This window comes from Nonomuraea sp. NPDC049624 (assembly GCF_040675255.1).
Classification (GTDB): domain Bacteria; phylum Actinomycetota; class Actinomycetes; order Streptosporangiales; family Streptosporangiaceae; genus Nonomuraea.
Genome location: NZ_JBFAOR010000002.1, coordinates 753,243 through 771,627, shown reverse-complemented (window position 1 = coordinate 771,627; position 18,385 = coordinate 753,243). Strand labels below are relative to the sequence as shown.

Below are 18,385 nucleotides of genomic sequence, written 5' to 3'. Positions count from 1 at the left end.
CGCGTGTAATTACAACCATGTTGTTACGCCTTCCCGTGGGTGGGTAGGAGGAAGGCGTCCATGGGGGGCTCCATTGCGGGCGGGCGGCAGGGAGGTGTGCAGTGACCGATCCGGTCATCGCACAGGATCAGCTTGACGCTGAAGAACTCGGATGGCAGGAGCGCGCGTTGTGCGCGCAGACCGATCCGGAGGCGTTCTTCCCGGAAAAAGGCGGCTCCACCCGAGAAGCCAAGAAGGTTTGTCGATCGTGCGAGGTCCGTGCCGAGTGCTTGGAGTACGCGCTCGAACACGATGAGCGCTTCGGCATCTGGGGTGGGTTGTCGGAGCGGGAGCGCAGACGGATCAAGCGCCAGGCCGTTTAGGGGATATGAGCGAAAGGGTCACGCGGTAGCCCGCGTGGCCCTTTTTCGCGTGTGATGTCAGCTGTAGGGTGGGCGCGCCTGATCAACGCTGGAGTCGCCCGCCCATGTCACGCCCCCTCGTCACCGCGATCGTCGTCGCCCATGACGGCGGCCGCTGGCTGGGGGACACCCTGCGCGCGCTGGCCGGTCAGAGCCGCAGGCCGGAGCGCGTCGCCGGGGTCGACAACGGCAGCAGGGACGGCTCGGCCGACCTGCTCGTACGGGCGCTCGGCGCGTCCAACGTGCTCACGCTGCCGCGCTCGGCCTCGTTCGGCGATGCGGTGGCGGAGGTGCTGGACCGGTTGCCGCCGTGCGGCCAGGACGAGTGGCTCTGGCTGCTGCACGACGACTGCGCCCCCGACCGGCGGGCGCTTGAGGCCCTGCTCATGGCGGCCGAGCACGATCCCAAGGCGGCGGTGCTCGGCCCGAAGCTGCGCGACTGGCTCGACCGAAGGCGCCTGCTCGAACTGGGCGTGACCGTCGGCCTCACCGGGCGCAGGGACACCGGGCTTGAGCCGCGCGAGTTCGACCAGGGGCAGCACGACGGCACCCGGGAGGTGCTCTCGGTCTCCACGGCGGGCATGCTGGTCCGCCGCGACGTCTGGGAGCGGCTCGGCGGCCTCGACCCGCTGTTCCCGCTCTTCCGCGACGACCTCGACCTGTGCTGGCGGGTGCGCAACGCCGGTCACCGGGTGCTGGCCGTCACCTCGGCGGTGGCCTGGCACGCCGAGGCGGCGGCCCGCAGGCGGCGGCGGATCACGGTCAGCGGCGACCACCCGCGCCGGCTCGACCGTCGCAACGCGATGTTCGTCGTCATGGCGAACCTGCCGTTCCGCGTGATGGTGTGGGCGCTGCTGCGGAACCTGGCCGGGTCGGCCCTGCGCACGCTGCTGTTCCTGGTGGGCAAGCAGCCGGCGAACGCGCTGGACGAGATGGTGGCACTGGGGTCGATCCTCGCGCACCCGGTCCGGCTGCTGAAGGCGCGCAAGGCCCGCAGCGAGGGCCGTAAAAAGGGATTCACTCGTATAAAGCGGTTGCTGACGCCGCCGGGGGCGGCCTACCGGCGGCTGACCGACATGGTGCAGAGCTTTCTCGCCGGCGCGGGCCCCGTCGACTCCGCCGGCCGCCACCACCACTCCACCCCCGAGGACGAGGAGGACAGCGCGCCCGCCGACATCGGCGCGGTCAAGGGCTTCCTCAGGCGGCCCGGCGTCGTCCTCGTGATCGCCCTGGCCGTGGTCTCGCTGGCCGCCGAACGGTCGCTGCTCGGCGGCGACCGGCTGGGCGGCGGCGCGCTGGTCCCGGTCACGGGCGGCGCGGGGGATCTGTGGCGGTTCTACACCGAGGGCTTCCACGACATCGGGCTCGGCTCCACCGACTGGGCGCCGCCGTACGTGGCGCTGCTGGCGCTGGCCTCGACGCTCGCGCTCGGCAAGACGTGGCTGGCGGTGTCCGTGCTGCTGCTCGGCTCGGTGCCGCTGGCGGGGGCGTCGGCGTACCTGGCGACCCGGCACGTCATCCCGGCGGTGCCCGCGCGGGCCTGGGCGGCGGGCACGTACGCGCTGCTGCCCGTCACGACCGGCGCGATCGCGTCCGGACGGCTCGGCACGGCGGTGGTGTTCGTGCTGGTCCCGGTGTACGCCGCGCTCGGCGCCACGCTGCTGTCCGGGGAACGGCGTCGCGCGCGGCGCGCGGCCTGGGCGCTCGGGCTGCTGCTGACCGTGGGGACGGCGTTCGTCCCGCTGGTGTACCCGCTCTTCGCGGTGCTCGGCGTGCTGGCCGCCGTCGCGTACGGCGGGGTGCGGCGCGGCGTGGCGACCTCCATGGTGATCGCGCTCGCGGTGCCCGTCGCGCTGCTGCTGCCGTGGCTGGCCGGGCTGGTCGCGGACCCGGGCCGGATCCTCCTGGAGGCGGGCCTGCACGATCCCGCCCTGGTGGCGGCGGGGCTCGCGCCGGAGTCGCTGCTCGCGCTCAGCCCGGGAGGGCCGGGGCTGCCGCCGTTCTGGGTGACGGCCGGGCTGGTGGTGACCGCGCTGGCCGCGCTGCTCATGCGCCGCCAGCGGCTGATCGTCGCGATCGGCTGGGGCGTCACGTTGTACGGCGTGCTGGCGGCCGTCCTGGTCAGCCGGATCAGCGTCGAGGGGGCGCGGGCCTGGCCCGGCGTGCCGCTGGCGTTCGCGGGGACCGGGCTGCTGGTGCTCGTCGGCCTGACCGCGCACCGGCTGGCCGAACTGCGGGCCGGCGGCGGGCTGCCCAGGATCGGCGCGTCCCTGCTGGTGGCCGCGGCCGTGAGCACGCCGATCCTGGCCGCGAGTCACTGGGTGGCGTACGGGGTGCGCGGCCCGCTGACCGGCCACGCGCCCGACGTGCTGCCCGCGCTGGCCGCGTGGAGCACCCGGCACGGCGAGCGCACGCTGGTCGTCAAGGGGGACGCCTTCACCGTGCTGCACGGCCGTACCCCGTTGATCGGCGAGGCCGAGCTGCCGGTAGCCTCCGAGGGACGGTCGAAGGTGGCGGACGCGGCGCGCGGCCTGGTCGGCGGGCGTGGCGGAACCGACGCCGCGACGCTGGCCCAGCACGGGATCGCCATGCTGGCCGTGGCCGCGCCGGTGCCGCCGCCGCTCGCCAGGTCGCTGGACTCGCAGCCGTCGCTGGAACGCATGAGCCTGTCGGAGGCGGGCGGCCTGTGGCGGCTGACCGAGCCGTTCACCCGGGTGCCCGCCCAGCCGGGGGACGTCGTGCACACGCCCTGGTTGTGGACCCAGGGCGTCCTGGCCCTGATCGTGCTGGTCCTGGCCATGCCGGGACGCCGGGGGAGCGGCGCGGTCGAGGGCGTCGAGGCGGCCGTCCCCGTGCCGGCGGGGGCGCGATGAAGGCGTTCGTGGAGAACAGGTTCGGCCTGCTGGTGCTGGTCGTGGTGGCCCTGTCCGCCCTGTACGGCGTCGCGCTGGTCACCCGCCCGGCCCCCGTCCCGCCCGGGGCCGAGGGGCCGCGGAAGGTCGCCGTCGAGTCGGTGACCGCCGTCTGCCCCGGCGCCAAGGGCGCGCGGATGAACGTCTACCTGCCCGAACACCTGTCCCACGAGGTCATGAAGAACGCCGAGCCGTACGTGACGAACGGCCCGGGAGCGCTCGAAGCCGGATACACCACCCGGGTGACCTCGGGCGCGGCCCGCGGGCTGTCCGGGGTGCGCTGCACCGAGCCGGCGCAGTCGGCCTGGCTGGTCGGCCCCGGCCCCGCGGCGGCCGGCGTGATCCTGCACCTCACCAACGCCGAAAAGGCCCCGGCCCAGGCCGACGTCGAGGTGTACGCGGCCGAGGGCCTGATCTCCGGCGACGCGGGCCGCGGCCTGGAGATCGCGCCCGGCGAGCACAGGGAGATCGACCTCCGGACGCTGGCACCCTCGGCCGACGTCATGGCCGTCGCCGTGACCACCGTCTTCGGCCGGCTCGCGGTCGCGGCCAGGGCGTCGATGCGGGGCGGCGGCGTGGACTGGCTGCCGCTCGCCGCGCCCCCGGCCACCCGCGTGGTGGTGCCCGGCATCCCCGGCGGCGGCGGGCGGCGCGAGCTGCTGATAGCCGCCCCCGGCGAGAACGACGTGTCCGTGCAGGTCAAGGCGGTCAGCGAGGACGCCGCGTACGCGATGAGAGGCCGCGAGAGCGTCGACGTGCCCGCCGGCAGCGTGGTCGCGCTGGACGTGACCACCGGGATCGGCGGCGAGCCGGCCGCGCTCGTGCTCACCGCGCCCGCGCCGATCGTGGCCGGGCTGGTCGCCACCGGCACCGGGCAGCGCCTGGACGTGGCGTTCACCGCGGGCACGCCCCCGCTCGACCTGGGCAGCGCGGTCGCGGGCAGCGGTCCGGGCACGCGGCTGCTGTTCACCGCGCCGGACGGGCCGGGCGAGGTCAGGGTGCAGGAGGTGCCGGCGAAGGGCGCGGCGGGCAGGCCGTACGAGGTGGCGGTGCCCGCCGGGCGGACCAGGGAGGTGCGGCTGCGCGGCAAGGGCGAGTTCGCCGTGGTCGTCACGCCCGTGTCGGGCCAGGTCTACGGCGGCCGGGTCATCGAGGAGCGGGAGAGGGAGGGCCTGCTCGTCACCGCCCAGCCGCTCGCGCCCGCGCGCGTGTGGACCGTGCTGCCCGCGCTGACCGACAGCGCCCGCGTGGTGCTGCCCGGCTGAGCGCGGGTCGTCGTGGTCCGGGTCAGCGGCGGTCGTCGTAGCCCGGATCGACGGTCTCGGGAGCGAGGCCGAGCAGCGTGGCGACCTGCTCGACCACCGTGTCGTGCACCATCGCGCCCAGGGTGTCGCGGTCGCGGGCGCGCGCCTCCAGCGGGCGGCGGTAGATCACCACCGCGGCCGGTGACTGGCCGCTGGCCGCGTCGGCCCGGCCGAACGGGATCGGCTCGGTGCCCATGCTCGGGCCGTCGCCCAGCTCGTTGAGCGGCGGCACCTCCTCGACCGCGAACTCCACGGCGGACAGCTGTTTGTCCCACCGCGGCCGCAGCCGGTCGACGGCGTCGAGGACGAGGTCGTCGAAGCGCTCGCTGCGGGAACGGGCCATGGGGACGTGGGAGGGGGCGAGGGGGCCGCGCAGGCCACGACCGTGGCGATCGCGCCGTCTGGGACCGCGCTTTGGAGTCACCGACCAAGTGTAAGGGCACCCGCCCGCGAACCCCCGGAACCCCCGCCCGCGTCGCCGCCGTCGCGGTTCCGGCGGACGCACCCGCGCCCGGCTGTCCGTTCCGGCTGGTCACCGGCCCCGGTCGCCGATCAAGGAATCCGGAAAGTACGGCGCGACCGGTGTGGCGTCAGCGGCGAGGGGGCAAGGTTGTCCCTCAGGCGCGCGCATCGGCGCATGTGGGTGGAAAGCCTGCGACAGGTGTCCGAATTGTGGCGACACGCTCGTTAAGAGCGCTCAGATAGTGGCGCCTCGCACTCTTACCAGATACGGTCCCTCCGTGAGCCCCGTCCGCCGCTGTTCCCGCACCGCTTGCAGCCAGCCTGCCGTCTTCACGCTCACGTACGTATACGCCGACTCGACCGCAGTTCTCGGCCCTCTGGCGACGTACGCCGAGCCACACTGTTACGACCTGTGCGCCGAACACGCCGAGCGGCTGACCGCTCCCCGCGGCTGGGAGGTCGTCCGGCTCCCCACCGACGGCAACTCCCCCAGCTCAGACGACCTGGAGGCGCTGGCCAACGCGGTCAGGGAAGCCGCCAGGCCCACTCCGTCCGGCAGCGGCGAGCCGGTCGGCCAAGGGGTCGAGGTCGGGCGCAGGGGCCACCTGCGCGTTCTCCGGTCGGCCCAGCAGCACCGCGACCGGTAGGCTCGTTTCACACGACAAACGACCTAGGGGCGGAGCTGGAGAGTGGGCGACCTCGCCAAGATCTTCAAAGCGTACGACGTTCGCGGGGTGGTTCCCGACGAGCTCGACGAGCCGATCGCCGAGGCCGTGGGTGCGGCGTTCGTCGAGGTGACCGGAGCCGCGTCCGTCGTGGTCGCCCATGACATGCGAGAGTCCTCCGTGCCGCTGGCCGAGGCGTTCGTCAGGGGCGCCCGCTCGCGCGGCGCCGACGTCGTGTTCGCCGGGCTCGGCTCCACCGACCTGCTCTACTACGCCAGCGGCAGCCTGGGCCTGCCCGGCGTGATGTTCACCGCCAGCCACAACCCGGCCCGCTACAACGGCATGAAGATGTGCCGCGCCGGCGCGGTGCCGATCGGCGGCGAGACCGGCCTGACCGAGATCCGCGACCGCGCGGCCGAGCTGCTGGGCGCCCCCGCCACCCCCACCGGGTCGCTGATCGAGAAGGACCTGCTGTCCGGCTACGCCGCCCACCTGCGCTCGCTGGTCGACCTGTCGGCGATCCGGCCGCTCAAGGTCGTCGCCGACGCCGGCAACGGCATGGCCGGCCACACCGTCCCGGCCGTGTTCGAGGGCCTGCCGCTGGAGCTGGTCCCGCTCTACTTCGAGCTCGACGGCAGCTTCCCCAACCACGAGGCCAACCCGCTGGAGCCGCAGAACCTCCTCGACGTGCAGCGGGCCGTCGTCGAGAGCGGCGCCGACCTGGGCCTCGCCTTCGACGGCGACGCCGACCGCTGCTGGGTGGTCGACGAGCGCGGCGCGTCCGTCTCGCCGTCGGCCGTCACCGCCCTGGTCGCCACCCGCGAGCTGGCCAAGGACCCCGGCGGCACGATCATCCACAACGTGATCACCTCGCTCGGCGTGCCGGAGATCGTCCGCGAGCACGGCGGCACGCCCGTGCGCACGCGCGTCGGCCACTCCTTCATCAAGGCGGAGATGGCCCGCACCGGCGCGATCTTCGGCGGCGAGCACTCCGCCCACTACTACTTCCGCGACTTCTGGTTCGCCGACTCGGGCCTGCTCGCCGCGATGCACGTGCTGGCCGCGCTCGGCGAGCAGGAGCGCCCGTTGTCCCAGGTGGTGGCGGCCTACTCGCGCTACCACGCCTCCGGCGAGCTCAACAGCGCGGTCGCCGACCAGGGTGCGGCGCTGGCGCTCGTCCGCGCGGCCTTCGCGGGCCGCGGCGAGGTCGACGAGCTCGACGGCCTGACGATCACCGGCCCCGACTGGTGGTTCAACCTGCGCGCGTCCAACACCGAGCCGCTCCTCAGGCTGAACGCCGAGGCGGCCGACGAGAGCAAGATGAAGGCGATCAAGGACGAGGTCCTCGCCATCGTGGGAAGGGTGTCACTGTGAAGATCGACGACTGGCTGCTGGAGATCCTGGCCTGCCCGGCCTGCAAGGCGCCCCTGCGCGCCGAGGCCGAGACCGAGGAGCTGGTCTGCACGGACTGCGGTCTGATCTACCCCGTGCGCGACGACATCCCCGTCCTGCTGGTCGATGAGGCAAGGAAGCCGTGACCTGGGAGCCCGGGCGGCTCGATGACCAGCAACACCTCTCCGCGGCCGATCCGGGCGGCATGCTGCTCGCGGTCGCGGCCTCGGCCGCCCAGGTGCGCACGGGTCACCGTGCCGCGGTCGAGGCCGGCGTCGACCGGCTGTCCGCCCAGGGCCGCCCGCGGGCCGTCGTGGTCGCGGGCATGGGCACGGCGGGCCTGACCGGAGACATCCTCGCGGCGGTGTGCGGCAACGGCGTGCCGGTGCCGATCGTGACGTTGCGGTCCTACCAGCTGCCGGGCTGGGTCGGCGCGACCGACCTGGTCTTCGCCGTCTCCGCCACCGGCGACGACGACGAGACGGTCTCCGTCGCCGTCCAGGCCGTCCGGCGGGGCTGCGGGCTGCTGGCCGTGTGCCCGCCGGGCTCGCCGCTGGAGGCCGTGGCCGTGCAGGCGTCGGCGATCCACGTCCCGGTGCGGGTCGAGGGGCAGCCGAGGTCCGGGCTGTGGCTGCTGACGGTCCCGGTGGTCGTGGCCGCGTCCGCGCTCGGGCTGGTCACGGCCGAGCCCGAGGTGTTCGAGCGGGTGGCCGCGATCCTGGAGGACATCGCCAACCGCTGCCGTCCCTCCAGCGAGTCCTTCGTCAATCCGGGCAAGTCCCTCGCCATGGACCTGGCCGAGAGCATCCCGATGATCTGGGGTTCCTCGCCGGTGGCCTGCGCGGCGGCGTACCGGCTGGCCTGCCAGCTCAACGAGACGGGCAAGTACCCCGCGGTCTTCGGCCAGTTGCCCGAGGCGGCCCACAACCAGGTGGCGGCCCTGGAGGGGCCGCTGGCCGAGCGCGACATCTTCGCCGACGAGGCCGGGCCGACGCTCAGGCTCGTCATGCTGCGCGACGTCGAGGAACATCCGCAGGTCACGCGGCAGCGCGAGGTGTCGCTGCGGCTCGCCCACGACCGTGACGTGCCGGTCAGCGAGCTGACCGCGGAGGGCGTGCATCCGCTCGAACGGCTGGCCACGCTCGTGGGCCTGGCCGACTACGCCGCCACCTACCTGGCCCTCGGTTACGCCGTCGATCCGACGCCTGTGGCCACGATCACTGAGCTTCGGGCCAGGATTTCGCAATAGGATCCCATGTCAGGTCTTATTTAGGTGATCTTTATGAGCGGAGACGTCCGGTGAGCGCGAGTGGTGGCACGAAGGCAATCATTGCGGCGCTGAGCGCCAACCTGGCGATCGCGGTGTCGAAGTTCGTGGCGGCGTTCTTCACCGGGTCGTCCTCGATGCTGGCCGAGGGCATCCACTCGGTCGCCGACTCGGGCAACCAGCTCCTGCTGCTGATCGGCGGGAAACGGGCCCAGCGGGCCAGCGACAAGACCCACCCCTTCGGCTACGGGCGCGAGCGGTACTTCTACGCGTTCGTGGTCGCCGTGGTGCTGTTCACGATCGGCGCGGTCTTCTCCCTCTACGAGGGCTGGCACAAGATCGCCCAACCGGCCAAGGTCGAGTCGCCCATCTGGGCGTTCGCGGTGCTGATCTTCGCCATCATCGCCGAGGGCTTCTCCTTCCGTACGGCGATCAAGGAGTCCAACCCGCTGCGCGGCAAGCAGTCGTGGGTCGCCTTCATCCGCCGGTCGAAGTCGCCGGAGCTGCCCGTCATCCTGCTGGAGGACCTGGGCGCGCTGCTCGGCCTGATCTTCGCGCTGTTCGGCGTGACGATGGCCGTCATCACCGGCGACGGCGTCTGGGACGGCATCGGCACCCTCATGATCGGCGTGCTGCTGGCGATCATCGCGGTCGTGCTGGCCGTCGAGACCAAGTCGCTGCTGCTCGGCGAGGGCGCCTCGCCCGAGGTCGAGGAGCAGATCCGGGCCGCGCTGGAGGGCGCCCCCGAGGTGGCCAGGATCATCCACATGCGCACGCTGCACCTCGGCCCGGAGGAGCTGCTGGTGGCCGCCAAGATCGCGGTCGAGCACGACGACACGGCCGGCGAGGTGGCCCGCGGCATCGACGAGGCCGAGCGGCGCATCCGCGACGCCGTGCCGATCGCGCGGGTGATCTACCTGGAGCCCGACCTCGACCGGCTGCGCACGACGGCGAGCTGACGCTCGTCCCGGAGGCCGGCCGCGCACGACGGCCGGCTGACGCCCAACCCTGAGACCGGCACGCGCCACGGCCGGCCGGCACTCAGCCCTGGGGCCGTAGGAGCCTCAGGGCTTTCTCCTTCTCGAAGTCCAGGGCCCGGCGCGGCACCTGGATGCGGCCGATGCGCACGCCCAGGTCGCGCACGGCCGCGGCCACCTGCGGCTCGCTCAGCACGCGCAACGCGAAGGCCAGCTCGGCGGGCGAGACGTCGAACCGTTTCTCCAGCTCCACCCCCTGCGCCACGGCGGCCAGCTCCTCGGGCCCGAACCTGCGGTGCGCGCCCCGCTCTCGGACCGGCGGCAGCAGGCCCAGCGCCTCCCGGTATCGGAGCATTCGTGGGGACATGCCGAGCCGCTTGGCTGCTTCCGTGATGCGCATCCTTACATTCTTACGTCAGTTTCGCTGTCTCGGAGATGCGGGGCCGCCCGAGCGCCGCCTAAACTCGTCGGCGACAGCAATCGTGACGCGAGGGGAATCCCGATGGACTTCAAGGTCGCCGACCTTTCACTTGCCGACTTCGGCCGTAAGGAGATCCGGCTCGCCGAGCACGAGATGCCCGGCCTCATGGCGATCCGCAAGGAATACGCGGCCTCCCAGCCCCTGCGCGGCGCGAAGATCATGGGCTCGCTGCACATGACGATCCAGACGGCCGTGCTCATCGAGACGCTGGTCGCGCTCGGCGCCGAGGTCCGCTGGGTCAGCTGCAACATCTTCTCCACCCAGGACCACGCCGCCGCCGCGGTCGTCGTCGGCCCCGAGGGCACCGTCGACGACCCGAAGGGCGTCCCCGTGTTCGCCTGGAAGGGCGAGACGCTGGAGGAGTACTGGTGGTGCACCGAGCAGGCCCTCACCTGGCCCGGCGGTGACGCCCCCAACATGATCCTCGACGACGGCGGCGACGCCACGCTCCTCGTGCACAAGGGCGCCGAGTACGAGAAGGCCGGGGCCGTGCCCCCCGCCGGCGCCGACGACCCGGAGGAGTGGCACGTCATCATCGACCTGCTCACCCGCACGGTCGGCGAGGACAAGCGCTGGACGCGCATCGCCGAGAGCATCAAGGGCGTGACCGAGGAGACCACCACCGGCGTGCACCGTCTCTACGAGATGCACAAGAACGGCCAGCTCCTCTTCCCGGCGATCAACGTCAACGACTCGGTCACCAAGTCCAAGTTCGACAACAAGTACGGCTGCCGCCACTCCGTCATCGACGGCCTCAACCGCGCCACCGACGTGCTCATCGGCGGCAAGGTGGCCGTGGTCTGCGGCTACGGCGACGTCGGCAAGGGCTGTGCCGACGCGCTGCGCGGCCAGGGCGCCCGGGTCATCGTCACCGAGATCGACCCGATCTGCGCCCTCCAGGCGGCCATGGACGGCTTCCAGGTCACCACGCTGGAGGACGTCGTCGGCATCGCCGACATCTTCGTCACCGCCACCGGCAACTTCAACATCATCACCGCCGAGCACATGGCGAAGATGAAGCACCAGGCGATCGTCTCCAACATCGGCCACTTCGACAACGAGATCGACATGGCCGGCCTGGCCAAGCTGCCCGGCATCGAGCGCATCACCATCAAGCCGCAGGTCGACGAGTGGGTCTTCGCCGACGGCCACTCCATCATCGTGCTGGCCGAGGGCCGCCTGATGAACCTGGGCTGCGCCACCGGCCACCCCAGCTTCGTCATGTCCAACTCCTTCACCAACCAGGTGATCGCGCAGATCGAGCTGTTCACCAAGACGGCCGAGTACCCGATCGGCGTCTACACGCTGCCCAAGCACCTCGACGAGAAGGTCGCCCGCCTCCACCTCGACGCGCTCGGCGTCAAGCTCACCGAGCTGACCAAGGAGCAGGCGTCCTACATCGGCGTGCACGTCGAGGGCCCGTACAAGTCCGACCACTACCGCTACTGATCGGCTGGGCGGCTCCGGGAGGGGGGTCCCTCCCGGAGCCGTTCTTTTTCGCGAGGGGCTGGGCATGGATCTCTGGGAAAGCGGCGAGCGGCAGATCTCCTGGGCCGCGCGCTCGATGCCGGTGCTGACCGCCATCGGCGAGCGGTTCGCGATCGAACGCCCGCTCGACGGGCTCAAGATCGCGGCCTGCCTGCACGTCACCGCAGAGACGGCCGTGCTCATGGGCGCGTTGAAGGCGGGCGGCGCCGAGATCGCGCTGGCCGCCTCCAACCCGCTGTCCACCCAGGACGACGTGGCCGAGGCCCTGCGCGCGTACGGGATCGCCGTGCACGCCCGGGCCGGTGTCGATCGCGCCACCTACTACCTGCACATCCACCAGGCCCTCGACCTCGGGCCCGACCTCGTGCTCGACGACGGCTGCGACCTGGTGAACATCCTGCACACCGAGCGCACCGACCTGCTCGAAGGCGTGAGCGGAGGGTGCGAGGAGACCACCACCGGCATCATCCGGCTGCGGCAGATGGCGGCCGAGCAGGCGCTGCGCTTCCCGGTCGTGGCCGTCAACGACACCCGGACGAAGCGCATGTTCGACAACCGGTACGGCACCGGGCAGTCCACCCTCGACGGGATCATGCGCGCCACCAACACCATGCTCGCCGGCCGTACGGTCGTGGTGGCCGGGTTCGGGTTCTGCGGGCGCGGCGTGGCCGAACGGGCCAAGGGGCTCGGCGCCCGGGTCGTCGTCACCGAGATCGACGCCGTCAAGGCCCTCGACGCCACCCTGCAGGGCTACGAGGTGCGTCCCATGGCCGAGGCGGCGATGATCGGCGACCTGTTCGTCACCGTGACGGGCAACCGGGACGTCATCAGAGCCGAGCACCTGTCGGTGATGAAGGACGGCGCGATCCTGGCCAACGCCGGCCACTTCGACGTCGAGATCGACGTGCGGGCCCTCGACGAGATGGCCCGCGAGGTGCACCGGGGGGTGCGCCCGAACACCGACGAGTACGTCATGCCCGACGGCAGCCGCCTGCTGCTGCTGGCCGAGGGCCGCCTGGTCAACCTGACCGCCGCCGAGGGCCATCCGGCGGCCGTCATGGACATGTCGTTCTCCGCGCAGGCGCTGGCCGTGGCCTGGCTGGCGGGGCAGCGGGCGGGCCTGCTGCCCGGCGTGTACGACGTGCCGGAGGAGATCGACCACGAGGTGGCCAAGCTCAAGCTGGCCGCCGCCGGCATCGGCATCGACACGCTGACCCCGGAGCAGGAGGACTACCTCCACTCCTGGCGGGTCGGCTCCTAGGAGACCAGAGCTTCCAGAAGACGAGAGCTCCCAGAAGACGAGAGCTCCCAGGAGACGAGAGCTCCCGCGAGGCCAGAGCTCCTGGGAGGCTAGAGGGCCGCCTGCATCTCCTGCATGCGGCGGATCTCGGCCGTCTGGGTGACGCTGACGTCCGTGGCCAGCTCCTCGATCTTGATGTGCGAGCCCGCGGTCAGGACCCGGTCGGACATCTCGAGGGCGCCCAGATGGTGTTTGATCATCAGCTCCAGGAACAGCCGGTCGAAGTCCTTGCCCGTGGCCGCCTTCAGCGCCGCCATCTGCTCGGGCGTGGCCATGCCGGGCATGTCGCCGTGCGCCGCGTGGTGGTCGGGCACCTTCTGGTCCTGCTCCTTGAGCCAGGTGGTCATGAACTGGATCTCCGGGCCCTGGGCCGTCTTGATCCGGTCGGCCAGGCCCTTGAGCTTGACCGAGTCCGCCCTGGTGGGAGCCAGGACCGCCATGTCGAGGGCCTGCCGGTGATGGACGATCATGTCCTGGACGTAGGTGATGTCGGCGGCGTTGGCCGTGGGCCCGGGGACGGCGGTGGCCGCCTCGCCCGGGGCCAGCGTGCGGGCCTGCTCGCCCGGACGGCCGGGGGCGAGCACCGGCGCGGTGGAGTCGGCCCGCGGCGCGGAGGACGCGCCGGAGGAGCAGCCGGACAGGGCAATCAGCGTGCCCGCGATGACGATGAGCGCGCCGCGCACTCGGCCTCCTGACTGGCTCGGGACGAGAATGCGGACTCTAGGCCATGTATCGCTCAAGCGAAAGAGGTTGAAACGGAACAAGATTTGACACATTGGACACTGGCCAGGTCCGGGGGGCGTGAGCGACGATGACGGAGATTTATGCCCCCTTTATAGGAGGACCACGGAGTGTTCACCCCCCGAAGGGCCCTCATCCTGGTCGCCGCCCTCGTGGCGGCAACGGGCGCCACACTGCCCGCCCAGGCTGCGGACATCCCGGCTCCCGGCGAGATCGTCATGAGCTCGAACATCACGCACGTCACGAACGTGCCCAAGCCACAGGCGCTGTCCGACATCCACACCGACATGGCCTTCCAGGGCGACTACGCCTTCGTCGGCAACTACTACGGCTTCTCGATCTACGACATCAAGCAGCCGAAGAAGACGTCGCTGATGAGCTCGGTCGTGTGCCCCGGCGGCCAGATGGACATGTCGGTCTACGGCAACCTGCTGTTCGGGTCCGTCGACTCCTCGCGTAACAACGACTCGTGCAGCAGCACCTCCCAGAGCGCCTCCGTCAAGGAGTCGTGGGAGGGCATGCGCATCTTCGACGTGAGCGACAAGTCCAACCCCAAGTACGTCAAGTCGGTCGAGACGAACTGCGGCTCGCACACCAACACGCTGGTGCCCGGCCGCGACGGCAAGAACGTCTACATCTACGTCTCCTCCTACGGCCCCAACGCGAACTACCCGGACTGCAAGCCCCCGCACGACCTGATCTCGATCATCAAGGTCCCGCTGGACAATCCGGCCGGCGCGGCCGTCGTCGCGACGCCGAACCTGTTCCCCGACGGCGGCAACCCCGGTCTGCCGCTGCCGTACCCGAACGGCAAGTCGGCCACCACCGGCTGCCACGACATCACCGCCTACCCCGAGAAGGGCATCGCCGCGGGCGCCTGCATGGGCGAGGGCATCCTGCTCGACATCTCCGACCCCGAGCAGCCCAAGGTCACCGCGAAGGTGCGCGATGACGTGAACTTCGCGTTCTGGCACTCGGCCACGTTCAACAACGAGGGCACGAAGGTCGTCTTCACCGACGAGCTGGGCGGCGGCAGCCGGGCCACCTGCAACGCGGCCATCGGCCCGAACAAGGGCGCCAACGCCTACTACGACATCGTCGGCGGGCAGCTCGTGTTCAAGGGCTACTTCAAGATCGCCCGTCACCAGGCCGACACCGAGAACTGCGTCGCGCACAACGGCTCGCTGATCCCGGTCAAGGGCCGCGACGTCATGGTCCAGGCGTGGTACCAGGGCGGCATCTCGGTGGTGGACTTCACCGACTCCGCCCACCCGCAGGAGATCGCCTACTTCGAGCGCGGGCCGGACGAGACCGCTCCGCCGCTCGACGGCGGCTTCTGGTCGGCGTACTACTACAACGGCTACATCTACGGCTCGGACTTCAACCTGGGCCTGGACGTGCTCAAGCTCAACGACCCGCGGACGAACCAGGCCAACAGCGTCAAGATGGGCCTGCTGAACGCGCAGACGCAGGGCTCCTACCCCGAGCACGGGCGCGGCGTCCCCGGCGGCAACTGACCCCGCTGAAGGTCCCGCGCCGCCGGCTCACTGCGGCGGCGCGAACCCGCCCGGAGTCGCCTTCGGCGGCTCCGGCGCGGGCCCCGGCTGAGGCCGCTGCGGAGCTCCCTGCGGATGGGGCGCCTGCGGATACGGCTGCGGGTACGGCCCCTGCTGCGGGTACGGCCCCTGCGGCGCATGCGGCCCCTGCTGCGCGGCGTACGACGGGTACGGCGCGTACGGCGTGGGCCGCGGCGCGGCGCCGGCTGCCAGGGCGGCCTGGCGCGCGAAGCGGGCCTCCTCCCGCCGCCGGCGCTCGGCCAGCACCGCGCTCAGGTACGCGTGCGGCGGCACCCCCGCGGGCGCGGCCGGCGACACGAAGGCCGCGGTCTGCGCCGCGATGCGCACCCCCATGTCGTGCTGGACCTGCGGCGTGAGATCGTGCCAGCGCATCAGGTACTGGCGGGCGGCCTGCGCCACCTGCTCGGGAAGCTGGGAGAGCTCCAGGGAGGCGGCCCACGCGGCCAGCGGCGGCGGCATGAGGATGGCCTGCCCGCTCTCGCGCGGCCCCCGGTCGGAGATCACGATGGTCCCGGCGAAGACGTCGCCGAGCCGCTTGCCCCGCTGGGAGACCAGCGAGGAGATCAGCGCGGGCGCGCCGGAGAACATCCAGAACTCCACCAGCCCAGCCAGGCCGCGGAACAGCGCCTGCCGGAAGCGTTCGGGGCTGCCGTCGTCGGCGACCACCCGCAGGCCGAGGGCCAGCTTGCCGAGGCTGCGCCCCCTGCTGAGGGTCTCGAAGAGCACCGGATAGCCGACCATGACCAGCACCAGCAGTACGATCATGGCCGCGCCGAACATGGCGCCGTCCGAGACGACCGCGAACGCGCCCAGCAGCATGTACGCGCCGATCAGCACGACGAGCTGCACCGTCATGTCGATGACGAGCGCCAGCGCCCGCGAGGGCATCTGGGCCACCCGCACCTCGACGACGACGGCGTCCCCGGTCACAACCTCTGACATATGTGGAGCCTAACGGCAATGCCGCACTGATCGAGCGGCCACAATGGTCGGGTGGACATCGATGCGTTCGTCACAGCACACCGCCCCGTCTGGGACCGGCTCGACCACCTGGTCAAGAACCGCTCCTCGCTGACCGGCGCGGAAGTGGACGAACTGGTCGACCTCTATCAGCGGGTGTCCACCCACCTGTCCATCGTGCGCTCCTCCTCCCGCGACGCGGTGCTGGCCGGTCGGCTGTCGGCGCTGGTCGCCAGGGCCCGGTCGGCGGTGACCGGCGCGCACACGCCCGCGTGGCGGGAGCTGGTCCGCTTCTTCACCGTCTCCTTCCCCGTGGTGGCCTACCGGGCGCGGTGGTGGTGGCTGGCCGCGGCGCTGGCCAGCATCGCGGTCGCGTGGGTGCTGGGGGCCTGGGTGGCCGCCAACCCCGACGTGCAGGCGTCGATCGCCTCGCCGGACGAGATCGCCCAGCTCGTCGACCACGACTTCGCCGACTACTACTCCGAGCACCCCGCCGCCTCCTTCGCCAGCCATGTGTGGGTCAACAACGCCTGGGTGTCGGCCCAGGTCATCATCTACGCCATCCTGCTCGGCATCCCCATCCCGTTCATCCTCTACAGCAATGCCGAGAACGTCGGCGTCTCGGCCGGGCTGATGGCCTCCAGGGGCAAGCTGGACATCTTCTTCGGCCTGATCACGCCGCACGGCCTGCTGGAGCTGACCGGCGTCTTCCTGGCCGCGGCCGTCGGCCTGCGCCTGGGCTGGACGGTGATCGACCCGGGGCCGCGCAGGCGGCTGGAGGCGCTGGCCGAGCAGGGCCGGGCGGTGATGAGCGTCGCGCTCGGGCTGGTCGTGGTGCTGTTCGTGTCGGGCCTGATCGAGGCGTTCGTGACGCCGTCCGGGCTGCCCACGGCCGTGCGGGTGGGCATCGGCGTGCTCGCCGAGGCGGCCTTCCTGGCGTACGTGATCGTCTTCGGCCGCCGGGCCCTGCGCGAGAACGAGACGGGCGACGTCGAACGCGCCCCCGACGTCGCCCCCACGGCCTAGCGCCCCCCAGTCCGAAGGCCCGCTCGGTCTAGAGCCGGCCCGCGGCCTTCAGCGCCAGGTAGGCGTCCGCCAGGGCGGGCGCGATGTCCTCGGGCGGCGCGTCCACGACCTCGACGCCGTGCCGGCGCAGCCGGGCCGTGATGCGCCGGCGCGCGAGCTGGGCCTGCTCGGCCGCCGCCGCGTCGTAGACCTCCTCGGTGCTGCCGCGCCTGGCCGCCATGGCCGCCACCCGCGGGTCGGACACGCCCGCGACCAGCACCAGGTGCCGCGAGGAAAGCTGCGACAACACCGGCATCAGGCCCTCGTCGAGCGCCGCCGCGTTCAGGTCGGTGAGCAGCACGACCAGGCAGCGCCGCTTGGCCCGGGACAGGACGGCGGCCACCATGCCCTGCCCGTCGGCCTCGACCAGCTCGGCCTCGATCGGCGCCATCACGTTGACCAGCGACGACAGCAGCTCGGTACGGGACGCGCCGCTCACCCACGCGCGCACCGCCCGGTCGTAGGCCAGGAAGTCGACCTGGTCGCCCGCTCTGGCGGCGAGCGCGGCCAGCAGCAGCGCCGCGTCCATCGACCAGTCGAGCCGCGGCCAGCCGGGTGCGGGCCGCGGGTCGGGACGCACCAGCAGCCCCGGCCCCTGCGCGGCGGCCCCGGACAGCGGCACCGGCGCGTCGCCCACCCGGCCCGCCGACGTGCGGCCGGTGTCGAGCACGATCAGCACGCGCCGGTCGCGCTCCGGCCGCCAGGTGCGCACGACCACGTCGTTGCGGCGCGCCGTGGCCCGCCAGTCGATCGACCGCACGTCGTCGCCCACCACGTACTCGCGCAGCGAGTCGAACTCGGTGCCCTGCCCGCGCACCAGCGCCGGATGCCGGCCGTCGAGCTCGCGCAGCCGCGCCAGCCTGGACGGCAGGTGCTTGCGCGACAGGAACGGCGGCAGCACCCGTACCGACCAGGGCGAACGGTGGCTGCCCTGACGGGCGGCCAGCCCGAGCGGCCCGACCGAGCGCACGGTCACCGCCACCGACGAGCGGTCCCCGCGCCTGGTCGGGTTGAGCGTGACCACGATCCTGCGCCGCTCGCCGCCCGGCACGTCCAGCTCGGCGACCCGGGGGACCGCCCCGGCCGAGGGCGGCCAGGCGTCCCTGATCCGGCCGCGCACCCGGCGGCGGCCCGGGTTCTCCACGACCAGCTCGACCGTGGCCGTCTGCCCCAGCCGTACGAGCGTGTCGCCGGAACGGTGGAACCGCAGGGGCCGCACGGCGCCCGCGAACACCAGGTCCACGATGATCGCGGCGGCCAGCAGCAGGCAGACCCCGGCCAACGCGGCGCCGGGCTGCGGCGCGAGCAGCACGACCACGATCCCGGCCGCGGCGAGCAGCCCGGCGCGTCCCGTCAGAGCCATCGGCGCCTCCCGGCCGAGCCCGCCGCGGAC

Annotated in this window: 17 protein-coding genes; 12 read left to right on the top strand and 5 right to left on the bottom strand. The window is 72.2% G+C overall.

The window, feature by feature from the left end:
* Positions 1 to 101 precede the first annotated feature (101 nt).
* The 3 genes from AB0J76_RS09795 to AB0J76_RS09785 all read left to right on the top strand — a co-directional run bounded on the left by AB0J76_RS09795 (position 102) and on the right by AB0J76_RS09785 (position 4,578).
* A complete protein-coding gene (locus tag AB0J76_RS09795; RefSeq protein WP_020546325.1) occupies positions 102 to 362 on the top strand; it encodes a WhiB family transcriptional regulator in 261 nt (86 codons plus the stop codon).
* 104 nt (positions 363 to 466) lie between these two features.
* A complete protein-coding gene (locus AB0J76_RS09790; RefSeq protein ID WP_352323384.1) occupies positions 467 to 3,274 on the top strand; it encodes a glycosyltransferase family 2 protein in 2,808 nt (935 codons plus the stop codon).
* Positions 3,271 to 4,578, top strand: a complete 1,308-nt coding sequence (locus AB0J76_RS09785; RefSeq protein WP_352323385.1) for a DUF5719 family protein — start codon at positions 3,271 to 3,273, stop codon at positions 4,576 to 4,578. The genes AB0J76_RS09790 and AB0J76_RS09785 overlap by 4 nt, the downstream gene beginning before the upstream one ends.
* 22 nt (positions 4,579 to 4,600) lie before the next feature.
* Here AB0J76_RS09785 and AB0J76_RS09780 read toward each other — a convergent pair whose 3' ends face one another.
* Entirely contained in the window at positions 4,601 to 4,960 is a 360-nt protein-coding gene (locus tag AB0J76_RS09780) for a metallopeptidase family protein (RefSeq protein WP_221762053.1), read from the bottom strand.
* Between the two features lie 397 nt (positions 4,961 to 5,357).
* Here AB0J76_RS09780 and AB0J76_RS09775 point away from each other — a divergent pair, with 397 nt between their 5' ends.
* From AB0J76_RS09775 to AB0J76_RS09755, 5 genes are read left to right on the top strand one after another with little or no spacing between them, the layout of a single operon-like run.
* Complete coding sequence (locus AB0J76_RS09775) at positions 5,358 to 5,726, top strand: DUF3499 domain-containing protein (RefSeq protein ID WP_352323386.1); 369 nt, start codon at positions 5,358 to 5,360, stop codon at positions 5,724 to 5,726.
* Positions 5,727 to 5,768: 42 nt separating this feature from the next.
* Positions 5,769 to 7,118, top strand: a complete 1,350-nt coding sequence (locus AB0J76_RS09770; RefSeq protein WP_352323387.1) for a phosphomannomutase/phosphoglucomutase — start codon at positions 5,769 to 5,771, stop codon at positions 7,116 to 7,118.
* Positions 7,115 to 7,282, top strand: coding sequence for a Trm112 family protein (locus AB0J76_RS09765; protein WP_352323388.1), 168 nt, complete (start codon positions 7,115 to 7,117; stop codon positions 7,280 to 7,282). Before AB0J76_RS09770 ends, AB0J76_RS09765 begins: the two co-directional genes overlap by 4 nt.
* A complete protein-coding gene (locus tag AB0J76_RS09760; protein ID WP_352323389.1) occupies positions 7,279 to 8,385 on the top strand; it encodes an SIS domain-containing protein in 1,107 nt (368 codons plus the stop codon). Before AB0J76_RS09765 ends, AB0J76_RS09760 begins: the two co-directional genes overlap by 4 nt.
* A gap of 50 nt (positions 8,386 to 8,435) precedes the next feature.
* Positions 8,436 to 9,362: a cation diffusion facilitator family transporter gene (locus AB0J76_RS09755; protein ID WP_352323390.1), complete on the top strand. Its 927-nt coding sequence runs from the start codon at positions 8,436 to 8,438 to the stop codon at positions 9,360 to 9,362.
* Positions 9,363 to 9,444: 82 nt separating this feature from the next.
* On the opposite strand, the gene AB0J76_RS09750 is transcribed toward AB0J76_RS09755, so the two are convergent.
* Positions 9,445 to 9,780 (bottom strand): MerR family DNA-binding transcriptional regulator, encoded by a 336-nt coding sequence (locus AB0J76_RS09750; RefSeq protein WP_352323391.1) that lies wholly within the window; start codon positions 9,778 to 9,780, stop codon positions 9,445 to 9,447.
* Positions 9,781 to 9,882: 102 nt separating this feature from the next.
* Here AB0J76_RS09750 and ahcY point away from each other — a divergent pair, with 102 nt between their 5' ends.
* Positions 9,883 to 11,310, top strand: coding sequence for an adenosylhomocysteinase (ahcY, locus tag AB0J76_RS09745; RefSeq protein WP_364389236.1), 1,428 nt, complete (start codon positions 9,883 to 9,885; stop codon positions 11,308 to 11,310).
* Positions 11,311 to 11,374: 64 nt separating this feature from the next.
* Complete coding sequence (locus AB0J76_RS09740) at positions 11,375 to 12,610, top strand: adenosylhomocysteinase (RefSeq protein WP_352330630.1); 1,236 nt, start codon at positions 11,375 to 11,377, stop codon at positions 12,608 to 12,610.
* Positions 12,611 to 12,699: 89 nt separating this feature from the next.
* Here the strand turns inward: AB0J76_RS09740 and AB0J76_RS09735 are convergent, their stop codons facing one another.
* Positions 12,700 to 13,332: a DUF305 domain-containing protein gene (locus AB0J76_RS09735; protein WP_352330631.1), complete on the bottom strand. Its 633-nt coding sequence runs from the start codon at positions 13,330 to 13,332 to the stop codon at positions 12,700 to 12,702.
* A gap of 168 nt (positions 13,333 to 13,500) precedes the next feature.
* Between AB0J76_RS09735 and AB0J76_RS09730 the strand changes: the two genes are divergently transcribed.
* On the top strand, positions 13,501 to 14,907 hold the full coding sequence (locus AB0J76_RS09730; protein WP_352330633.1) for a hypothetical protein: 1,407 nt from the start codon (positions 13,501 to 13,503) through the stop codon (positions 14,905 to 14,907).
* A 27-nt stretch (positions 14,908 to 14,934) separates the two neighbouring features.
* On the opposite strand, the gene AB0J76_RS09725 is transcribed toward AB0J76_RS09730, so the two are convergent.
* On the bottom strand, positions 14,935 to 15,909 hold the full coding sequence (locus AB0J76_RS09725) for an RDD family protein (RefSeq protein ID WP_364389233.1): 975 nt from the start codon (positions 15,907 to 15,909) through the stop codon (positions 14,935 to 14,937).
* A 51-nt stretch (positions 15,910 to 15,960) separates the two neighbouring features.
* Here AB0J76_RS09725 and AB0J76_RS09720 point away from each other — a divergent pair, with 51 nt between their 5' ends.
* Positions 15,961 to 16,953: a stage II sporulation protein M gene (locus AB0J76_RS09720; protein WP_352330660.1), complete on the top strand. Its 993-nt coding sequence runs from the start codon at positions 15,961 to 15,963 to the stop codon at positions 16,951 to 16,953.
* A 28-nt stretch (positions 16,954 to 16,981) separates the two neighbouring features.
* On the opposite strand, the gene AB0J76_RS09715 is transcribed toward AB0J76_RS09720, so the two are convergent.
* Positions 16,982 to 18,355, bottom strand: a complete 1,374-nt coding sequence (locus AB0J76_RS09715) for a DUF58 domain-containing protein (RefSeq protein ID WP_352330658.1) — start codon at positions 18,353 to 18,355, stop codon at positions 16,982 to 16,984.
* Positions 18,356 to 18,385: the final 30 nt, after the last annotated feature.